At 63.4% G+C, this 17,846-nt stretch carries 14 protein-coding genes; 9 read left to right on the forward strand and 5 right to left on the reverse strand.

Going from position 1 to position 17,846, the window contains the following annotated elements:
• A partial coding sequence (locus tag QZ822_RS04260; RefSeq protein ID WP_294642846.1) for an ATP-binding cassette domain-containing protein occupies positions 1 to 2,908 on the forward strand: 2,908 nt, incomplete at its 5' end.
• A gap of 163 nt (positions 2,909 to 3,071) precedes the next feature.
• On the opposite strand, the gene QZ822_RS04265 is transcribed toward QZ822_RS04260, so the two are convergent.
• Positions 3,072 to 3,857, reverse strand: coding sequence for a sulfite exporter TauE/SafE family protein (locus QZ822_RS04265; protein ID WP_367118627.1), 786 nt, complete (start codon positions 3,855 to 3,857; stop codon positions 3,072 to 3,074).
• A gap of 149 nt (positions 3,858 to 4,006) precedes the next feature.
• Positions 4,007 to 6,532, reverse strand: coding sequence for a DNA topoisomerase (ATP-hydrolyzing) subunit A (locus QZ822_RS04270; RefSeq protein ID WP_294642848.1), 2,526 nt, complete (start codon positions 6,530 to 6,532; stop codon positions 4,007 to 4,009).
• A 286-nt stretch (positions 6,533 to 6,818) separates the two neighbouring features.
• Between QZ822_RS04270 and QZ822_RS04275 the strand changes: the two genes are divergently transcribed.
• Together QZ822_RS04275 and QZ822_RS04280 are read left to right on the forward strand one after the other, a co-directional pair.
• On the forward strand, positions 6,819 to 7,412 hold the full coding sequence (locus QZ822_RS04275; protein WP_294642850.1) for a DUF5998 family protein: 594 nt from the start codon (positions 6,819 to 6,821) through the stop codon (positions 7,410 to 7,412).
• A 112-nt stretch (positions 7,413 to 7,524) separates the two neighbouring features.
• Entirely contained in the window at positions 7,525 to 8,790 is a 1,266-nt protein-coding gene (locus QZ822_RS04280) for an alkaline phosphatase family protein (protein WP_294642852.1), read from the forward strand.
• Between the two features lie 155 nt (positions 8,791 to 8,945).
• Here QZ822_RS04280 and sepH read toward each other — a convergent pair whose 3' ends face one another.
• A complete protein-coding gene (gene sepH / locus QZ822_RS04285; protein ID WP_294642854.1) occupies positions 8,946 to 10,118 on the reverse strand; it encodes a septation protein SepH in 1,173 nt (390 codons plus the stop codon).
• 326 nt (positions 10,119 to 10,444) lie between these two features.
• Between sepH and QZ822_RS04290 the strand changes: the two genes are divergently transcribed.
• The 5 genes from QZ822_RS04290 to QZ822_RS04310 all read left to right on the forward strand — a co-directional run bounded on the left by QZ822_RS04290 (position 10,445) and on the right by QZ822_RS04310 (position 13,640).
• Positions 10,445 to 10,744, forward strand: a complete 300-nt coding sequence (locus tag QZ822_RS04290; protein WP_005506382.1) for a DUF4193 domain-containing protein — start codon at positions 10,445 to 10,447, stop codon at positions 10,742 to 10,744.
• 245 nt (positions 10,745 to 10,989) lie between these two features.
• Positions 10,990 to 11,436, forward strand: coding sequence for a dUTP diphosphatase (dut, locus tag QZ822_RS04295; protein WP_070506583.1), 447 nt, complete (start codon positions 10,990 to 10,992; stop codon positions 11,434 to 11,436).
• Positions 11,437 to 11,513: 77 nt separating this feature from the next.
• The gene (locus QZ822_RS04300; protein ID WP_294642857.1) at positions 11,514 to 12,305 is read left to right on the forward strand and encodes a DUF3710 domain-containing protein; all 792 of its coding nucleotides are present in this window, start codon (positions 11,514 to 11,516) and stop codon (positions 12,303 to 12,305) included.
• Positions 12,305 to 12,844 carry an asparaginase gene (locus QZ822_RS04305; protein ID WP_294642858.1) on the forward strand — a complete coding sequence of 180 codons (540 nt, stop codon included), beginning with the start codon at positions 12,305 to 12,307 and terminating at the stop codon, positions 12,842 to 12,844. Before QZ822_RS04300 ends, QZ822_RS04305 begins: the two co-directional genes overlap by 1 nt.
• Positions 12,834 to 13,640: a DUF3159 domain-containing protein gene (locus QZ822_RS04310; RefSeq protein ID WP_294642860.1), complete on the forward strand. Its 807-nt coding sequence runs from the start codon at positions 12,834 to 12,836 to the stop codon at positions 13,638 to 13,640. Before QZ822_RS04305 ends, QZ822_RS04310 begins: the two co-directional genes overlap by 11 nt.
• 112 nt (positions 13,641 to 13,752) lie before the next feature.
• Here QZ822_RS04310 and QZ822_RS04315 read toward each other — a convergent pair whose 3' ends face one another.
• Both QZ822_RS04315 and QZ822_RS04320 read right to left on the reverse strand, forming a co-directional pair.
• Positions 13,753 to 14,406, reverse strand: coding sequence for a TrkA family potassium uptake protein (locus QZ822_RS04315; RefSeq protein WP_294631326.1), 654 nt, complete (start codon positions 14,404 to 14,406; stop codon positions 13,753 to 13,755).
• Positions 14,407 to 15,279 carry a TrkA family potassium uptake protein gene (locus QZ822_RS04320; protein ID WP_294642862.1) on the reverse strand — a complete coding sequence of 291 codons (873 nt, stop codon included), beginning with the start codon at positions 15,277 to 15,279 and terminating at the stop codon, positions 14,407 to 14,409.
• 193 nt (positions 15,280 to 15,472) lie between these two features.
• Between QZ822_RS04320 and QZ822_RS04325 the strand changes: the two genes are divergently transcribed.
• Positions 15,473 to 17,620, forward strand: coding sequence for an APC family permease (locus QZ822_RS04325; RefSeq protein ID WP_294642864.1), 2,148 nt, complete (start codon positions 15,473 to 15,475; stop codon positions 17,618 to 17,620).
• Positions 17,621 to 17,846 lie beyond the last annotated feature (226 nt).

Below are 17,846 nucleotides of genomic sequence, written 5' to 3' on the forward strand. Positions count from 1 at the left end.
CCTGCGTAGCGCCCAGAAGATTATTGATGCGCCCCTGCCCGCCGCCGCTGCGGACAGTGCTGCACCTGAGAGTGAAGAGGCTCAGCCTTCCACCATCGATGTTGAGGACCTGTCGGTGAGCTACCCGGCACGTCCTGCCGTGCTGACTAACCTGTCCCTGAACTTGGATCGTCGCGTTACTACCGCCCAGGGTGAAATTGCCCAGGGTGAGCGCGGCGCGGTGATCGGCGTGATGGGTGAGTCCGGCTGCGGTAAGTCCACCCTGCTGAACGTGTTCTCCGGTGCCGTGCGTGAGGGTCTGGTGCCCACCGGCTCGGAGGAGCCCGTGCACGTGACCGGTAGCGTGACCGGTCTGGGAACGACCCTGGTTATTCCGCAGTCGCCGGTCTTCACCGCACCCACCGTGCAGACCGAAATGGCTCTCTACGCGCTGAGCGCTACCGAGGCGGAGCGTGAGCGTGCAGCCGCTCTGCTCGGTGAAGCGATGGACTCCAAGAAGCTGTCCGTCACCGATGCCGAGTCCGCGCTGCTGGTTGGCCCGCTGGCTCAGCTGGGCATGGAGAAGCTCACCGCGCTTGAGCCTGGCGCTCTCAGCGCAGGTCAGGCGCGCCGCCTCGCCGTGGCGCGCACCCTGGCTCGTGCCGAGGCTATCTACCGTGCTGGCGGTGAGCAGACCGTGCTGACCGTCCTGGTGGATGAGCCGACCGCGCACCTGGACGCCTACTCGGCATACCTGGTGACCCGCGCCCTGCACCGCCTGGCGGAACTGGGCGCAACCGTGCTGATTGTGACCCACGAGCAGGAGCTTGCCGCTGGCTGCGACACCCTCGTTCGTGCCGTGCAGACTGCTCAGGGCTACACCTGGACCGCCGAGGCGAACACCGCCCGCGTTGCGGTTCCTGCGCAAGCCCCCGCGCACCTGCTCAAGGATCGGGAAGAGTACGAGGCTGAAAGCACCGCCCCGGCGGGCGCCTCCGCAGCTGCCGAGGTTCAGGAAGCCGAGCCTGCCGGCCTGTTCGCAAGCCTGCGCACCCTGAAGGAACTAACCGGTATTGGTGTTCGCGCCGCAACCGGCCCGGTGATTATGGCTGCGATTACGTCCCTGATGGCTGCGGCACTGACCGCGCTGTCCGGCTGGCTGATTGTTCGCGCTGCCGAGGGCCCGGCAATGATGTACCTGATGGTCGCCATTGTGGGCGTGCGTTTCTTCGGTCTGGGTCGTGCCTGCGCCCGCTACGCTGAGCGTCTGATGACCCACTCGAAGGTTCTTGCCGCCGCAAATATTCTGCGTCTGCGCGCCTGGGTTGGCGCATGGCAGAGCGTGAGCAGCGTGCGTGCCCTGCTGCGTGGTGACGCGCTGCTCGAACGCCTCGTGGGCGGTATTGATGAGCTGCGTGACGGCGTGCCGCGCGTTATTATCCCGCCGGCTGCGCACCTGCTGGTCATGACCGCGGCGCTGATTACGACCGCGTGCATCCTGCCGCAGGCTCTGATTCCGGTCCTACTTGCCGTGCTGGTCAGCACTTTTGTGGCTCCGTGGATTGTGCTGCGCGCCGATGCCCGTGCGGAGGCGCTGGCTCGCCGCTCCACCGCGCAGATGCTGCGCCTGGGTACCGGCATGCTTTCGGCGGCTGAGGATCTGCGCGCTAACGGCGTGGCAACCACCGCTGAGAAGGCTAACGGCGCCCTGGACGCCGAGAACCTGTCCGCCCTGCAGAAGGGCTCGACCGCTCAGGGCGTGGGCCGTACCCTCGTGACCCTCAGCTGGTTCGGTGCGGCTCTGGCGAGCGCAGTCATTGCGTACCCGCTGGCTGTTGACGGCACCGTGCGTGCCCCCGAAGCGGCGATTGTGGTGCTGCTGTGCACCGGCATGCTGGAAAGCTCCCTGGGCCATGTTGAGGCGGTCCGCTCCTGGCCCGCGTTCAGCCGCCTGCTCGCAACGATTGCCCCGAGCGTGCGTGACGTATCCCTGGAGGGTGTTGTTGCGACCTCGACCCTAAAGCGTTCCGTGCCGACCGAGGCTGAGGTGGACACCCACGTTCTGCCGCGTCGTGCTGAGCGTCTGCGTGCCCGCGCGGAGGCCGAGATGGAGGAGCTGCTGGAAGCTGACCGTCAGCGCGCCCACCGCTTTGACCGCCCCGAATCTGCGGCTGGCGCTCAGGCGGATTCTAAGGCTGGCGCACCGCGCCCGCCGAAGCCCGGCGAACCCACCCTGGTCAGCTGCGGCACCCCGCAGGAACTCGGCGTGAAGGTCACCGACCCCGCCCCGGCACTGAGCCTGCAGGACGCAGCCGCCCGCTGGCCCGGCATGGATCACCCGGTCTTCACCGACCTGAACATGAACGCCCGCGCCGGCTCCTGGACTGCGGTGACCGGCCCCTCCGGTTCCGGTAAGTCTACGGTGCTTGCCACCGTTCTGGGATTCTTGCCGCTGGAATCCGGCCGCGTGCTGGCTTCCGGTGAGGTCCTGGAGGGTGAGCAGCTGCGCGGCTACGCGGCGTGGTGCCCGCAGGCGGCTCACATTTTCGAGTCGACCCTTGAGGGTAACCTGATGCTGGCTCGTGACCGTTCGGATCGCCCGAGCGAGGAAGAGCTGATTGAGGTGCTGCGCCGTGTGGGTCTGGGCGAGTGGTTTGACGCTCTGCCTCAGGGCCTGCGCACCCCGGTGGGTGCTGGCGGTTCCTTCTTGTCGGGCGGTCAGCGTCAGCGTCTGGCGGTGGCTCGTGCCCTGCTGGTGAACTCGCCGGTGCTGCTGCTGGATGAGCCGACCGCGCACCTGGACGCTGAGTCTGCTCGCGCGCTGATGGCTGACTTGGATGCGGCGACCCGCTCCAGCTCCGTGGCTACGGTTCTGGTGTCGCACCGTCCTGAGGATATTGCCCGCTGCGACGAGGTGGTTCGCCTCTAAACGCAGCTGAGCGTAGCCACTACGGGCGAGATTGAACGCAAGAAACTGCGAGGAATGCCCCGGTACTTCGTGAAAGTACCGGGGCATTTCTTTGTGCTCAGATAGTTCTGAGTGTTTATATCTCCGCGCGGATAGGTTCAGGTGTGGGTGGGGGAGGAGAGAGCTAGACCCAGCCGAGTATCTGAGCGCTCAACCGCAGCAGCATGAGGGTCATAACGATAACGAGCACGCGGCGAATGAACCGCTCGCCCAGGTGAATTGCGGTGCGGGCACCAACCCAGCTTCCCGTCATGTTGGCGCATCCCATGGCGATTCCGAGGAGCCAGTGAATCGAGCCCAGCGGAATGAAGTAGAGGAGTGCGCCGAGGTTGGTGGCGGTGTTGAGAACCTTGGCGGCTGCGGTTGCGTGGAGCATATCGTAGCCCATGGCTACCTGCAGGGCGACGAGCATCATCGCGCCGGTGCCAGCCCCGAGGATGCCGTCATAGCCGCCCAGAATCAGACCCAGCACAAAGCCGCGTACTAGGAACGACGAGGTTGTGAGCGCGCGAGGCTGCCCGCGAGGTATGCGCGGTTGTAGCACAGAGAAGACGAGGATAGCGGCTAGAACCACCACAATGGCGGGGCGGAAAATATGTGCCGGCAGGATCGTGGCGCAGTACGCGCTGGCGGCTGAGGCGCAGAACGCCACGAACGCTACGGGGAGCAGGATTTTCCACGGGATTTTGAGCGAGCGAATATAGGTTGAGGCGCTCGTCAAAGTGCCCATGGCGCTGGCAACTTTATTGGTGCTCAGGGCGGCGACGGGTGAGAATCCGGGCGCCATGAGCAGGGCGGGGAGCTGGATCATGCCGCCTCCGCCCACGACAGAGTCGATGCATCCCGCGCAGAAGGCAGCGAGCAGGAGCACGATAAATAACTCTGGTGTGACGGACAGTAAATCAAGCACGACAAATCCTCTAAGAATAATGCGTCAATAAATGTGTGCTGTGTTACTTAAGGTACACCACATAAAAGCCGGGGGCGAAGACACACACAACGTGTCTTCACCCCCGGCTTCGTTAGCAACCTAAGGTCGAAAGGCCGTGAACGGCGCGCCTAGAAGAGCTTTTCACCCTCCGGGCTAACCGCCAGCGCAGCAGAAACAGCCGCATAGTTCGGGCCCACAATGCCGATGCTCTGAGTGAGCATCACACCGGAACCGTCACGGGCACCGTGCTCGGTCGGCAGGGAACGAGCCACACCGCCGGAGGACGCCGCCTTCGCCGGGCCCACACCCACCCACGCCAGAGCCAGCTGGCTCTCACCGGTGAGGAAACGGTGCGCACGCACACCGCCGGTCGCGCGGCCCTTCTGCGGGTACTCGCTCAGGGCGGTGACCTTGGCGCTCGCCAGGCCGTCCTTGCCGTTGGTGATGGTCACGACCTCCGCCGCGTCGCCAGGCGCGGTCACACCCAGGGCGATGAGGCGGTCGCCATCAGCAAGCTTGATGCCTGCGATACCGCCGCCGGTGCGTCCCTGCGGGCGGACCTTCGCCGCGTCGAAGGTCAGCAGCTTCGCGTCGCGGGTGACGAAGGTGAGTACCGCATCGTCGGTGGGGCAGGGGGCGGCGGCTACGATTTCGTCGCCGTCCTTGAGCTTCATGATGTCCCACTCGGTCTGGTTCAGCGGGTAATCCGGGTTCAGGCGCTTGATCACGCCGCCCGCGGTTGCCAGCGCCAGCACCGTGTTCAGCGGTACGAGGGCGACCAGCTTCTCGCCCTTGGCGAGCTGAACCAGCTCAGATGCCTTCACCGCCGACGCCATGGAGGGGGTGCCGCCGTTCTCGTCCAGCACCGCAATGTCCATGACGGACAGGCGCACCATGCGTCCTGCGGAGGTCACGGCACCGATTTCGCCGCGCGCGGTGGTCGGCACAATCGAAGTGAAAACGTCGTGCTTGAAACGCTTGCCGGGATCCACGAGCGCCTCGCGGATGGGCTTGCCGGGGGTGCGTCCCATCATGCCGGAGGCCGAAAGCAGCACCCAGCAGGGATCGTCCGCGATTTCGAGGGCGAGGCCCAGGCTCTTCTTCGCCTTGGACTGCGCGGTAACTGCCTCAATGGCGACCTGCATCTCGTCCTTGGTTTTGAGCTGGGTTCGGCGGTCGGTGCCGTAGCGTTCGGCGACCTCGGCGAGCTCCTCGGAGACCAGTTCGCGCAGCGCCGCATCGGAGCCGAGGATACGCTGCAGTTCTGCGATTTCCTGCTGCAGGGTGTCGCGTTCTGCTTCCAACTCCAGGCGGGAGTACTTGGTGAGCTGGCGCAGGCGCAGCTCCAGAATGTGGTTCGCCTGGGTGTCGGTCAGATCGAAGACAACCTTCAGCTTTTCGCGTGCCTGAGCGGTCTCATCAGACTCACGAATAATCTGGATGACCTCGTCAATGTCGAGAATCGCCACGAGCAGGCCCTCCACCAGGTGCAGGCGGTCGGTGCGCTTGCCCAGGCGGAATTCGGTGCGGCGGCGGACCACGTTCAGGCGGTGGTCAATGTACACGCGCATCAGGTCGAGCAGGCCGAGGGTCTGCGGCTGACCGTCCACGAGCGCCACGTTGTTAATGCCGAAGGAATCCTCAAGCGGAGTGTGCTTGTAGAGGGCGGCGAGCACCGCCTCCGGGTTGAAGCCGTTCTTGATTTCGATGACGAGGCGCAGACCGTTGGTGCGGTCGGTCAGGTCGACCACGTCGGAGATGCCGGTGAGCTTCTTGGAGTTGACGCCGTCCTTGATCTTTTCGATGACCTTTTCGGGGCCGACCATGTACGGCAGTTCGGTGACGACAATGCCCTGCTTGCGGGGGCTGACCTGCTCGATGGAGACCTTCGCGCGGGTCTTGAAGGTGCCGCGGCCGGTTTCGTAAGCGTCACGGATACCTCCCAGACCCACGATGGTGCCGCCGGTAGGCAGGTCGGGGCCGGGGATGAACTTCATGATGTCTTTGAGGCTCGCCTCGGGGTGGGCGATGAGGTGGCGGGTACCGGCGATGACCTCGCGCAGGTTGTGCGGCGCCATGTTGGTTGCCATGCCGACCGCGATGCCGGTGGTGCCGTTGACGAGCAGGTTCGGGAACGCTGCGGGCAGCACGGAGGGCTGCATGAACTGGTTGTCGTAGTTCGGTACGAAGTCAACCACGTCTTCTTCGAGATCCGCGGTGAGTGCCTGCGCGGCGGGCGCCATGCGTGCTTCGGTGTATCGGGCGGCTGCCGGGCCGTCGTCGAGGGAGCCGAAGTTACCGTGACCGTCAACGAGGGGTAGGCGCAGCGCGAAGGGCTGGGCGAGGCGCACCATCGCGTCGTAGATGGCGGCGTCGCCGTGCGGGTGGAGCTTACCCATGACCTCGCCGGTCACGCGGGCGCTCTTGACGTGGCCCTTGTCGGGGCGCAGACCCATCTGCTGCATCATGTAGAGGATGCGGCGCTGCACGGGCTTGAGGCCGTCGCGGGCGTCGGGGAGGGCGCGCGAATAAATCACCGAGTAGGAGTATTCCAGGAAGCTGGTTTCCATCTCGGCGGATACGTCGATGTCGACGATATTCTCTACCACATCCACCGGGTAGTCGCTGACGGCGGATTTGGATCGGCGAGCCATATATCTCCTCGTGTCGGTGTGTTTTCGCTCCTCTTATTTTAGCGGGTGGTAGCGGATGAGACGGGCTGGCTGGTCGGCGTCATCTGTGGGGTGCGCCAAGACGGTTGCGGGGCAGTAACCGAAGCGCACCGGGGGAGCGCACACCGTCATATGAGCCTGTATTAGCGTGGTCAAGTAGCACAGCCCGGCTGGAACCCTCTAAGGTAGAGGGGAGTAATACCTAACCGCCTTCATCGTGTGCGCCGACCGACGTCGCCTCATGAGGGCACCGCACGAAAGAGGTACGATGTACGCCACCACCCCCGAACGCGAGCAACTGGTCGCAGACATTAAGCATGCCGGTTTCTACCCCGACCTCGTGCTGGAAGTGGTGGATGACGCGCTGGCGGGCATGAACCCGGACGCGCACTTCGTACAGCATGAAACCCACTTCTCACGCGATGATTTTCACCGCCACATCACCGTGATGGTGCTCTGCGGTGAGCACGTCATCTTTGCGCACCTGGACGACCAGCACCTTGAAGGTGACGCGCAGGGTACCGTGGCGCACGTGAGCGTGGAGTCGGTGCACCTGAGCGCCCTGAACGCGGTCACCATCAGCTACGGTTTCAGCCAGCCGCAGGCGTACAACGCCGGTAGCACCGCCCCGACTGAGATTTCCTTCCAGATTGCCTGGACCGGTTCGTTGCACATGGAGCTGGCTCCTGCCGGCTGCCAGGATCCGCAGTGCAACGCCGACCACGGCTTCACCGGCGATGCGCGCCGCGAGGACATTGCGGTGCGTGTTTCTGCGACCGCTGACGGCCCGGAGTCGGTTCAGCGTGCGCAGCATTTTGCCCGTGCTCTGCACCGTGCCCGCATGTACGCAACCCGCCGATAAGCACCACCGATAAGCACCACCGATAAGCACCGGTGGTAGCGCTCGCCGCACAATAACAGCCCGCGCGGTGCCCCGTACTTTCACACACCCGCCACACCCCTGAGAGGACCTTATGACGGTACAGACCACCCTGCACGATGTTCTGGGCGCGCCGTTGCCTCCCGCGCCCGCCTACGGTAGCAATAGCATCGCCGATGTGCTGGAGTCCGCCTCCTCTCTGGTGGCTCAGCGAAGCCTGGCGCGCCCCGCGCACGCCCTGGATTCCGACCCGGCGTTCAACTCTGCAGCCGACCCGCTGAACCTTGCCGGTCGCCTCGCGGAGCATGACGTTGACCCGGCTTCGTTCCGTCACGCCTGCGTGGTGATGGTGGATGGCCTGGGCGAGCAGCTTATCAATAGCTACGGCGGCTACGCGCCCGCCCTGCGTAAGACCCTGAACCTGGGCCCGCTGGACGCCGCGTTCCCCACTACGACCGCCGCCTCCCTCACCTCGTTGGGTACCGGTACGGCACCCGGCGCGCACGGCATTGCGGGCTACGAGGTGCGCAACCCAGCTGGTAACGGGGGAGCGGGCTCGGTCATGAACCACCTCTCCGGCTGGGATCAGTCGGTGGACCCGCACGCCTGGCAGCCGCTGCCGACCGTGCTGGAACGCCACCATACGAACCGCCGCGTGCTGACCATTTCGCTGGGTAAGTACCGCGGCACGGGTCTGACCGAGGCGGCGCTGCGCGGCGGCGACTTTGTGGATGCCGTCGGCTATAACGCCCGCGTCACCTACGCCCTGGAGGCGCTCTCCAGCCGCACCCCGACCACCGTGTACCTGTACTGGGGCGAGATTGATGCGGCGGGCCACCGCTACGGCGTGGGCAGCGACGAGTGGCTGCAGCAGCTGGAGGAGCTGAACTCGGCTCTGAAGCGTCTGGCGGAGCGCGCCCCGGCGTGGGCGGCACTCTTCGTGACCGCCGATCACGGCATGGTAAACGTGCCCGAGCACCAGCGCATCGACTACTCGGGCGTTGAGGAGCTGACCCGCAACATCGCAATGACTGCGGGTGAACCGCGCGCCGTACACCTGTACCTGGAAGACACTTCGGAGGCGGCACGTACCGCCACCGCTCAGCGTTGGGCGCAGTATTGGGGCGAGCGCGCCTGGGTGATTGACTCGCGCGAACTGATGCGCGCCGGCTACTTCGGCCCGGTCATCATGGATGCGGCACGCGCCCGCATTGGCGACCTGATGGTGTGCGCTCGCGACGACTGGGCGCTGTACGATATGCGCCACTACCAGGAGCGTGCCCTGCACATGGTGGGTCAGCACGGTTCGCTCACGGACGCTGAGCGTCTGGTGCCCTTGCGCATGCTCAAGACTTTCTAAAGTACTAGTCTTCTAAAACATCAGAGGGCATAGAAAACCGCTGGTTATTCGGGTGAATAACCAGCGGTTTTCGTATGTCTAGATGCCCTTGCCTAAAGCCCCTGCCTAGAAGCTACTGCCTAGATGCCCCTATCGGGCGGCGCGAGGGCGCTCGCTTACTTGCGGCTACCGAAGATGATGTCATCCCATGCCGGAACGCTCACGCGCTGCTTCTTCGAGGAGGAAGGCTTGGGCTTCTCCTCAGATACAGACACGGCGGAGGCGGACTCAGGCTGTGCCTCAGTAGCGGGCGCCTCAGCAACGGGCGCCTCAGTAGCCTCAGCTGCCGGTGCATCCTCGATGGGTGCCGCCAGGGTGAAGGACTCGACCGGAACGGATTCAGCGGGTGCTTCCGAATCCACAGCCAGCGGGTCGGTGGTTTCTACGGTGGTTTCTGCGGTGGGCTCGGGTGTAGCCGGAGCCGCCGGTGCAACAGGTGCTGCCGGGGCAGACGCAACAGGTGCAGCGGGCTGGGCAGGCTCGCGGTGCACGAACACCTCGGGCTCCTCAACCTGTGCCGGGCGCACCGAACGGGCACGCTCCAGAAGCTCCTTGAGCTTACGCTCATCAGCGCTCTCAGAGGAAGTAAGGGGTGCCGGTGCGGGCTCGGGTGCCTTCGGCAGGCGGGCGGGAGGAACCTCCACGGGAGCCTTCTTCGCGGCGGCGGCGACAGCGTCCTCACTATTGCCCATCAGGAAGTACGCCGCCTCATTCGACGCGTACAGGCCCTGGTTCGCCGGGTTGTACACCCAACGTGCGGGGAAGACGACCTGCGCGGGCAGGTTCTGACGCACCGAATCCTTCAGCGCAATATCAACCTCAACGCGCCACTGGCCGTTCTCCTGCTGGCGGGTGGTCCAGTCCTGGGTTGCGTCCTCAAAACCGTAACGCTCGGAGACTTCCTCAATGCGGGCGCTCAGGGTCACGGGAATCTGTGCGGTACCCGAAGCGGAGCTGCGGCGACCAATCTTCACGCTCTGAGCGGCACGAATAATGTGCGCGCGCTCAGCAACAATCGGCCACTCGTAGCGGCGCACGCGCTCCGGCTCCCAACCGGACTCTTCAGCGATTTCCTCAACGGAGGCACCCTGACGGAAACGGGTCTGAATATCGCGCGGACCGAAGGTGCCCTTAGCGCCCAGACCGCGGGCAGGCTGAATACGGCGAGCCTTGGTGATGCTCGTGCGCAGGTTCGCGTCAATCGGCAACAAGAAGCGGGTGCCGTCAGCAGACTCAAGCACCAGATTTTCGCCGTCATCGTGAACGCCAATCAGACGCAGTTCAAGCATGAGAACCTCCATAGGTGAACCGGACGCGTTCGTGAATGTGTTGCACGGAACGCAAACTACCTACCAGGGTACCGTGAAAGCGCGGTAAATCAGTAGCGGAGGCGGGATTTTCCCCAAAAAAAGATGTACTTTTCGGACCGAAAAAGCTAGAATGTGACGCCAAAACAGTCCAAAGCCTACCCAGGATTAGACAAATAGGGTGCCAATGGTGAACAATACCTGGCATGCCGTCGGGGTTAAATCCCCACCAGCGGCACCTAGAGCACTCATTAAACCAGCGTGGCCCAGTTCAACACACAGCCACAGAACCAACGGAGCGTGAAAGTTTGGCAACTGATTACGATGCACCTCGCAAGCAGGACGAAGAGCAGAACGAAGAGTCCTACGAGGAGCTGAACGCCCGCCGTTCCGAGATGCAGTCCGGTGCGGTGGACGAAGACGAGAACAGCGCAGCTGAGAGCTTCGAGCTGCCCGGTGCTGACCTGTCCAACGAGGAGCTGAACGTTGTTGTTCTGCCCGCTCAGGACGACGAGTTCACCTGCGCATCTTGCTTCCTGGTGCGTCACCGCTCGCAGATTGCACGCGAAGAGGGCGGCCTGTCCTACTGCATCGAGTGCGAGGGCTAATAACTTACGGGAAGGGCTAACACCCACCCGACATACACCTCATGACGGGGCGAGTGCCGAGTGCACCCGCCCCGTTGAGTATGTGAAAGCCGCGCGCACACACACAAACAGCGCCGCGTCGCACCCAACACGGCACACCGCGGCACGTGCTGAACGCGAACACGCACCCCAAACACCCCGCAGTAGAGCCTCAACACAGCGCGAGGTAATGGCACAGACACCCGCGAAAGGTTAGAGTATTGACCATGATGACCCCCGTAAACGTCCACATTAAGCTGCTCGACCCCGAGCTGCCCGCACCCGCTTACGCAAAGCCCGGCGACGCTGGCGCTGACCTGCGCTCCCGCATCGACTTCGAACTGGAGCCGGGCGAACGCGCCCTGGTACCCACCGGCGTGGCAATCGCCCTGCCCGAAGGCTACGTTGGCCTGGTGCACCCGCGCTCCGGCCTGGCGACCAAGAACGGTATCACCATTGTGAACGCGCCCGGCACTGTCGATTCCGGCTACCGCGGCGAGCTGATGGTCACCCTGCTCAACACTGACAAGACCAAGTCCTTCCACGTGCAGCGCGGCGACCGCATCGCCCAGCTGATCATTCAGAAGTACGAGCACGCAACCTTTACCGTGGTGGATGAACTGGAACAGACCGAACGCGGCTCCAGCGGCTTCGGCTCCAGCGGCATCCACTAGTCTGCTCTCACCGCGATTGTCGCACGAGAGAAGAGAAGAAACCCCCGCACCCTGCGTGCGGTGAAAGTAGGAATACCATGTTCGGATTTGGTAAGAAGAAGCGCGCCGAGGAGGCTGAAAAGGCCGCCATCGACAAGGCTGTCGCCGAAGAGATTGAGGAGACCAACGTCGAGGTTGAGGAGCTGAAGGAAGAGGAGAACTCACCCGAGGTCATCAAGTACGACCGCGTCAACGGCCCGCACGACATTGAAGAAGTCACCGCCGAAGACCTCGAAGACTACGTCGACCTGGGTGCGCTGCGCATCAAGCTACTCGACGGCATGAACCTGCGCCTCGAAACTGATGACGCAACCGGCGCAGTGATCGCCGCAACCATCACCCGCGACGGCGCAACCCTGCAGGTGCAGGCATTCGCCGCACCGCGCACCACCGGCATTTGGGACGACATCCGTCACGACCTGACCGAGTCCGTCGCATCCCAGGGCGGCATCGTCGAAATCTACGCTGGCGTATTCGGTGCCGAGATGCTGACCCGCCTGCCCGCCGTCACCCCGGACGGTCAGCCCGGCGAGCGCATCGCCCGTTTCGTGGGTGTGGACGGCCCCCGCTGGTTCCTGCGCGGCGTCATCTCCGGCGCGGCTGTGCTCGGTGACGATAAGGCTGCCGCCTCCGTGGAGGAAGTCTTCCGCACTGTCGTGGTGGACCGTGGCGACGACCCGCGCCCGCCGCGCGAGCTGCTGCCCATGACTCTGCCCGCCGACCTGGTTGTGGCTGAGGAAGAGCCCGCCGTTGAGGAAGAAACCGAGAACGAGCACAGCAAGCTGCGCCCGATGCCTCGCCGCGGCCCTGAGATTACCGAGATTGGCTAATGCCTGAGTTTTCGAACTACCCGAGTGCGCTCGCGGTTCCTGAGGAGCAGATTCTTGCTCCCGGGTACCCCGAGCGCTTTCGCGTACGCCTTGCCGGACGCGTGGAGCAGGTATGGCTACCTGCGCTGCAGGATAAGCCGATGTACCGTGCCGAGCTGGTGGTGGCTAAGTCGAAGCCCCTGCAGTGGTCGAGTCCGCTGGCGCTGATTGGTATGCCGATTGTGGAGCCGCCCGGTGAGGATTTCGAGGAGGAATCCGAGGACCTCGAGAAGCAGCACCATTTGAACACGGCGTCTTTGGCGACCGTGGCGGTGCAGGAGCCTCACGAGGTGTCTTTCCCGCCGTATGCGCCGTTCAACCCGGGGGATAGGGTGCTGCTGAAGTGGCAGGGGCAGCGGATGGTGCCCGGTGTGCTTGCCGGTGCGTTGTTGCGCTGTTCCGGTGTGGTGTCGGTGAGGGCTCATCAGCCGGTGATTTATAACCCGCGCTATGAGATCGTACCGCAATTCTTTGTGGAGAAGGGAAAATATGAGCGCTGAGCAGTCTTCGACCCAGCCCGATCCGAACGCTAACCCCGCAACTAGCCCGGCTGCTGACCCGGCGCGGGAGGAAAATCAGCTGGCGCAGAGCCTGAGCGCCTCCATGGGTGCGAATATGCGCCGCACCGCTAACGGTGATGTGGATATTCTGCACGCTATCGGCGGCTGGCGCGGCCTGGTGGAATCCTCCCTGCCCGCTGTGGCGTTCCTGGTGTTGTTCACCGTGACGAAGGAACTGAACCTGTCCCTGATTGCGGCGTTGGCTGCGGCGGGCGTGTTCACGCTGATTCGCCTGGTGCAGGGCTCTAAGCTGGTGAGTGCGCTGACCGGTCTGGTGGGCGTGGCGATTTGTGCGTTTGCCGCGTACCGTACCGGTAATGCGAGCGACTACTTTGTGGTGGGCTTCTGGACGAACGGCGTGTACATCCTGGCGTACCTGCTGTCGATGTTGGCGCGTTGGCCGCTGATGGGCCTGATTTTCGCGGTCATTCGCGGTGAGGCGCTGAGCTGGCGCCAGAACCCGGTGCGCCTGCGCCAGTACATGCTGGCCACCTGGATTATTACCGTGCTGATGATGCTGCGCCTTGCCGTGCAGGTGCCCCTGTATTTTGCGAATAATGTGGAGGCGCTGGGCGCGACCCGCCTAATCATGGGCCTGCCGCTGTACGCTTTGGGCGTGTGGCTGGCGTGGCGTGTGTCGGCTCCCGAGGAGGCGCCGGTGAGCGAGGACCCCGAGGCTGACGAAACTGCCGAAGCTGCCGACACCGCCGAGGTTGACGGTTCAGAAAGCCGCTAACCCCACAACTTCATACTAGAAGAACTTCATAGAAGTATGCGAAAGCCCCGGTACCCGTGACCGGGGCTTTCGCCTCCTCAAAAACTTACGTATAAACGCTATGCGAACAGTGCTATGCAAACAGCGCGCGAATCTGATCCTCACCGGCAATGGTCGTGATGAAGAACAGCTCGTCGCCGCCCTCAATCGCCACGTCGGCACTGGGCGGGATCGGCGCGCCGTCACGCAGAATCGCGGTGAGCACCGTATCGACGGGCCACTGCACGTGGTCCACGCGGTACCCGATGACGGGGTGGCCGTCCGGCACCGTGTACTCGGCAAGGGTCGCGCCGCCAGCCTGCAGGGTCAGCAGGCGCACCACGTCGCCGACTTCCACGGCTTCCTCGACGAGGGCGGTCATCAGGCGCGGGGTGGACACGGCGACGTCCACGCCCCAGGAGTCATCAAAAAGCCACTCATTACGCGGGTTGTTCACACGCGCCACGGTGCGGGGCACACCAAACTCACTACGAGCCAGCAGGGACGTCATCAGGTTTGCCTTGTCGTCACCGGTTGCGGCAACGACCACGTCCGCCTTGTTCGGGTGCACCTGGCGCAGCACGGACAGCTCGCAGGCGTCACCAATATGCCAGCGCACGCCGGGCAGATCGGCGCGCTTCTTCGCTTCGGGCTTGGAGTCGATGATGGTCACGTCGTGGCCGTTCATCATGAGCTCTTTAGCGATGGAGGCGCCCACAGAACCGGCACCAACAATAAGGACCTTCACTTACTTCTCACCTTTCGAGGAATCACGATGGCGGCCGATGAGCTCGAGGGGGTCGGGCAGCTCCGGGGGAGTGTCACCGAGGTGGAATTCATGCTCGATAACGGGGCCGTCGTTGTGCTTCTGTTCGGCGGGTTTCTTCGGGGCGTGGGGGTACTTGCGGTGGCCCGAGGCGGGGGCGTAGTCCCCCTCAGCTTCTGCTTCTTCGTCTTCAATGCGCGGCGGGCGGGAGAGGATGCGGGTTACGTCCGCAACGTCGTCGGTGCGCATCATGACGTGCACACTATCGCCCTGCTGGTAGGCGCTGTCGGGGCGGGGGAGCATGCCCTCACCAAAGCGGGTGATGTAGGCGATGCGCACCCCGGCGGCACGTTCGATGCTGGTCAGGGCATGACCCGCCCAACCGTCGTCGAGCGGAATTTCGGTGAGCATGAGGCGGCCCGAGGGTTCGCGGAAGTCGCCCTTGAGTGCCTGCTCGGGCAGCAGACGGCGCAGCACCTGGTCGGTGGACCAACGCACCGATGCCACAGTGGGAATGCCCATGCGCTGAAAGAATTCGGCGCGGTTCGGGTCGTACACACGCGCCACAACGTTCTTCACCTTGAACATTTCGCGTGCCACACGGGCGGCAATAATATTCGAGTTATCGCCCGAAGAGACTGCGGCAAAAGCGTACGCCTCAGTAATGCCGGCACGCTTGAGGGTGTCCTCATCAAAACCGACACCGGTCACCAGGCGGCCCTCAAAGCCCTTACGCAGCGGCTGGAAAGCACGTTCGTCCTGGTCAATGACGGCGACCGTATGCCCCGAAGCTTCCAGAGTGCGCGCCAGCATGACGCCCACGCGTCCGGCACCCATAATGACGAAGTGAGGCATACATCCCTCCGAGTGTTGATGTTTTACGGTGATAAGGCGTTACCGCCTACCTCTACCAGTGTAATGGGCGGGTGAGCCTCCACGCCGATGCTCCGTGATATTCCGCTCGCAATGCCCACTATTCGGCTGAATAAAATTGAGCTTTGAAGCCGCGACCGATAGCCTTAACAGCGTGAGGAATCGTTGGGATAAAATGCGCATCGCCCTGATCGGTCAGCCGGTCAGCACGCGAAATCTTTCGGCAGTCGCGCTGCCGAAGCGCTACGCCCTGCCTCTTTTCGGTGCCGACGGCATCTCTTCGGTCGCCTACGCAGCCGACCAGATGATCCTGACCCTTGCCGCTGCGGGTGCCTCTGCGCTCGCTTTTTCACCCTGGATTGGTTTGGGTGTGGCGATGGTGGGTCTGCTGGTGATTGGCACGTATCGGTACAACATCAACCAGATTGCTTCCGAGGGCGATATTCAGCTGGTGCACCGCAAACTGGGTGCGTTGCCCTCGATCGTGATGGGTGCATCCTCGCTGATGGACTATATGCTCACGGTGGCGGTGTCTATGTCTTCGGCGTCCTCGTTTTTGGTGGCGCTGTACCCGCAGATTCAGGATTGGCGCACCCTCATTGCGGTGCTGCTCATTGTTGCCCTGACGCTGTTTGCGTTGCGTGGCGTGCAGCTGCTGGGAAAGATTGCGTACTGGCCGCTGTACGTTTTCTTGGCGCTGTTGGGGGTCACCCTCATTGTGGGTTGGGTTCGTGCCGCCACGGGTACTCTGCCGCTGGCTGAGTCTGCAACCTACGTGATTGCCCCTGAGCTGGAGACCCATTCGCTGGAGGGCCTGGCGCTGATATTGCTTCTGGCGCGATCTTTCTCTGCGGGCCTGGTGGCGTTCTCGGGTGTTTCGACGATTTCTAATTCGGTGAGGTACTTCCGCCGCCCGAAGAAATACAATGCGGCGGTCACCATGATGCTGATGGGCGTCATTACCTCGGTGCTGTTGGTGAGCCTGCTCGGTTTTGCGGCGGCAACCCGCGTTCACATGGTGCACGATACGACCCGTTTCTTGTTCATTGACGGGCACACGCCGGGGGAGTACTTCCACCAGAAGCCTGCGCTGTACCAGGTGGCGTTGGCAATTTATCAGGGTGTGCCGTTCTTCGCGCAGCTGCTGGTTTTTGCCACGGTGGGCGTGCTGATTATTGCCTCGCTGACCGCGTTTACGGGCTTCCCGGTGATTGCTTCGTCGCTGGCCGACTACCAGTACCTACCAGTGTTCTTCCGCAGCGTGGATTCGCGCGGCCTGTACGCGAACGGTGTGCTGGCGCTGTCTGCGATTTCGATTTTCCTCACCACCGTTTTTAATTCGGACGTGTATTCGCTGATTCAGCTGTACATCGTGGGCATGTGCCTGTCCATGGTGCTGGTTCAGCTGGCGGTGGTGCGCTACCGCATGCGTCTGCTGCGCATCACCCTGGCGCAGATGCCGCGCCGCGCCCTGCTGCGCGATATTGCGGTCTCTGCGGTGGGCGTGATGGTGACCGCCGCGGTGCTGGTCACCGTCGTGGTGACGAAGTTCGCCGCCGGTGCGTGGCTCTCCCTTGGAATGATTGCCCTGATGGTTGGAGGTATGGTTGTGACTCGCCGCCACTACGATGCGGTGGATGCCGCCCTGGACATCCCCCTGAACGCTGAATCCGTTGCGGATGTGGCGGCCCTGCCTTCGCGTGTGCACGCCATCGTGTACGTGGAGCGTGTGCGCCGCCCGGCGGTTCGCGCCCTCTCGTATGCGCGTGCCGGTCGCCCCTCCACGATTGAGGCGCTGACTGTTAACAACGACCGCGCCGCCCTGGAGGTCGTGAAGAAGCGCTGGTACGCCCTGGGCATTCCGGTGCCGCTGTCGGTGATTGATTCGCCGTACCGTGACACCGTGGAGGCGGTCGTCTCGTATATTCGCCGCCGCCGCAAGAAGTCGCCCCGCGATATTTTGGTGGTGTACCTGCCCGAGTTCGTGGTGGAGCACTGGTGGCAGCGTCTTCTGCACCGCCGCACGGTGCGCCGCCTCAAGCAGGCGCTGTTGCATGAGCCGGGCGTGATGACCGCGACCGTGCCGTGGGCGATGCACGAGGACGAAGTGTACGACGAAATTTTTGATCAGCGCCTGCAAGGTAAAGAAACTGCCAACGATTCGACCGCAGAGGCTGACGGTTCTACGGCGGCAGTCGCTCCGAACGTGACCCGTTCTGCCGGTGGAGGCCGCGAGCTGATTCAGAGTAACCGCCACGCGGTGTACCGCGGTCGCCTGCACGAGGCGGACGCTGTGGCGCGCGAGAAGAAGCGCCAGCCGTAATAATCGCCCAGCGCTCAGTATGATTGCCCAGCGCCCAGAAATATTTGCCTGGTGCCCAGTATGATTGCCCAGCGCCGAGCCCAGTCAATTGCCCCGCAACTTTGCTTGAGCACCCCGCATAGCGCCTGGACTTTGCCCTTTGCAGCCTATTTGGTGCCCCCTGTGGGGCGTCGGAATCGGAGTAAAGGTACAAACCGGTGTAAAATAGTTCACATTAAGTGATTCT

The organism is uncultured Rothia sp. (assembly GCF_916715725.1).
Lineage (GTDB): Bacteria > Actinomycetota > Actinomycetes > Actinomycetales > Micrococcaceae > Rothia.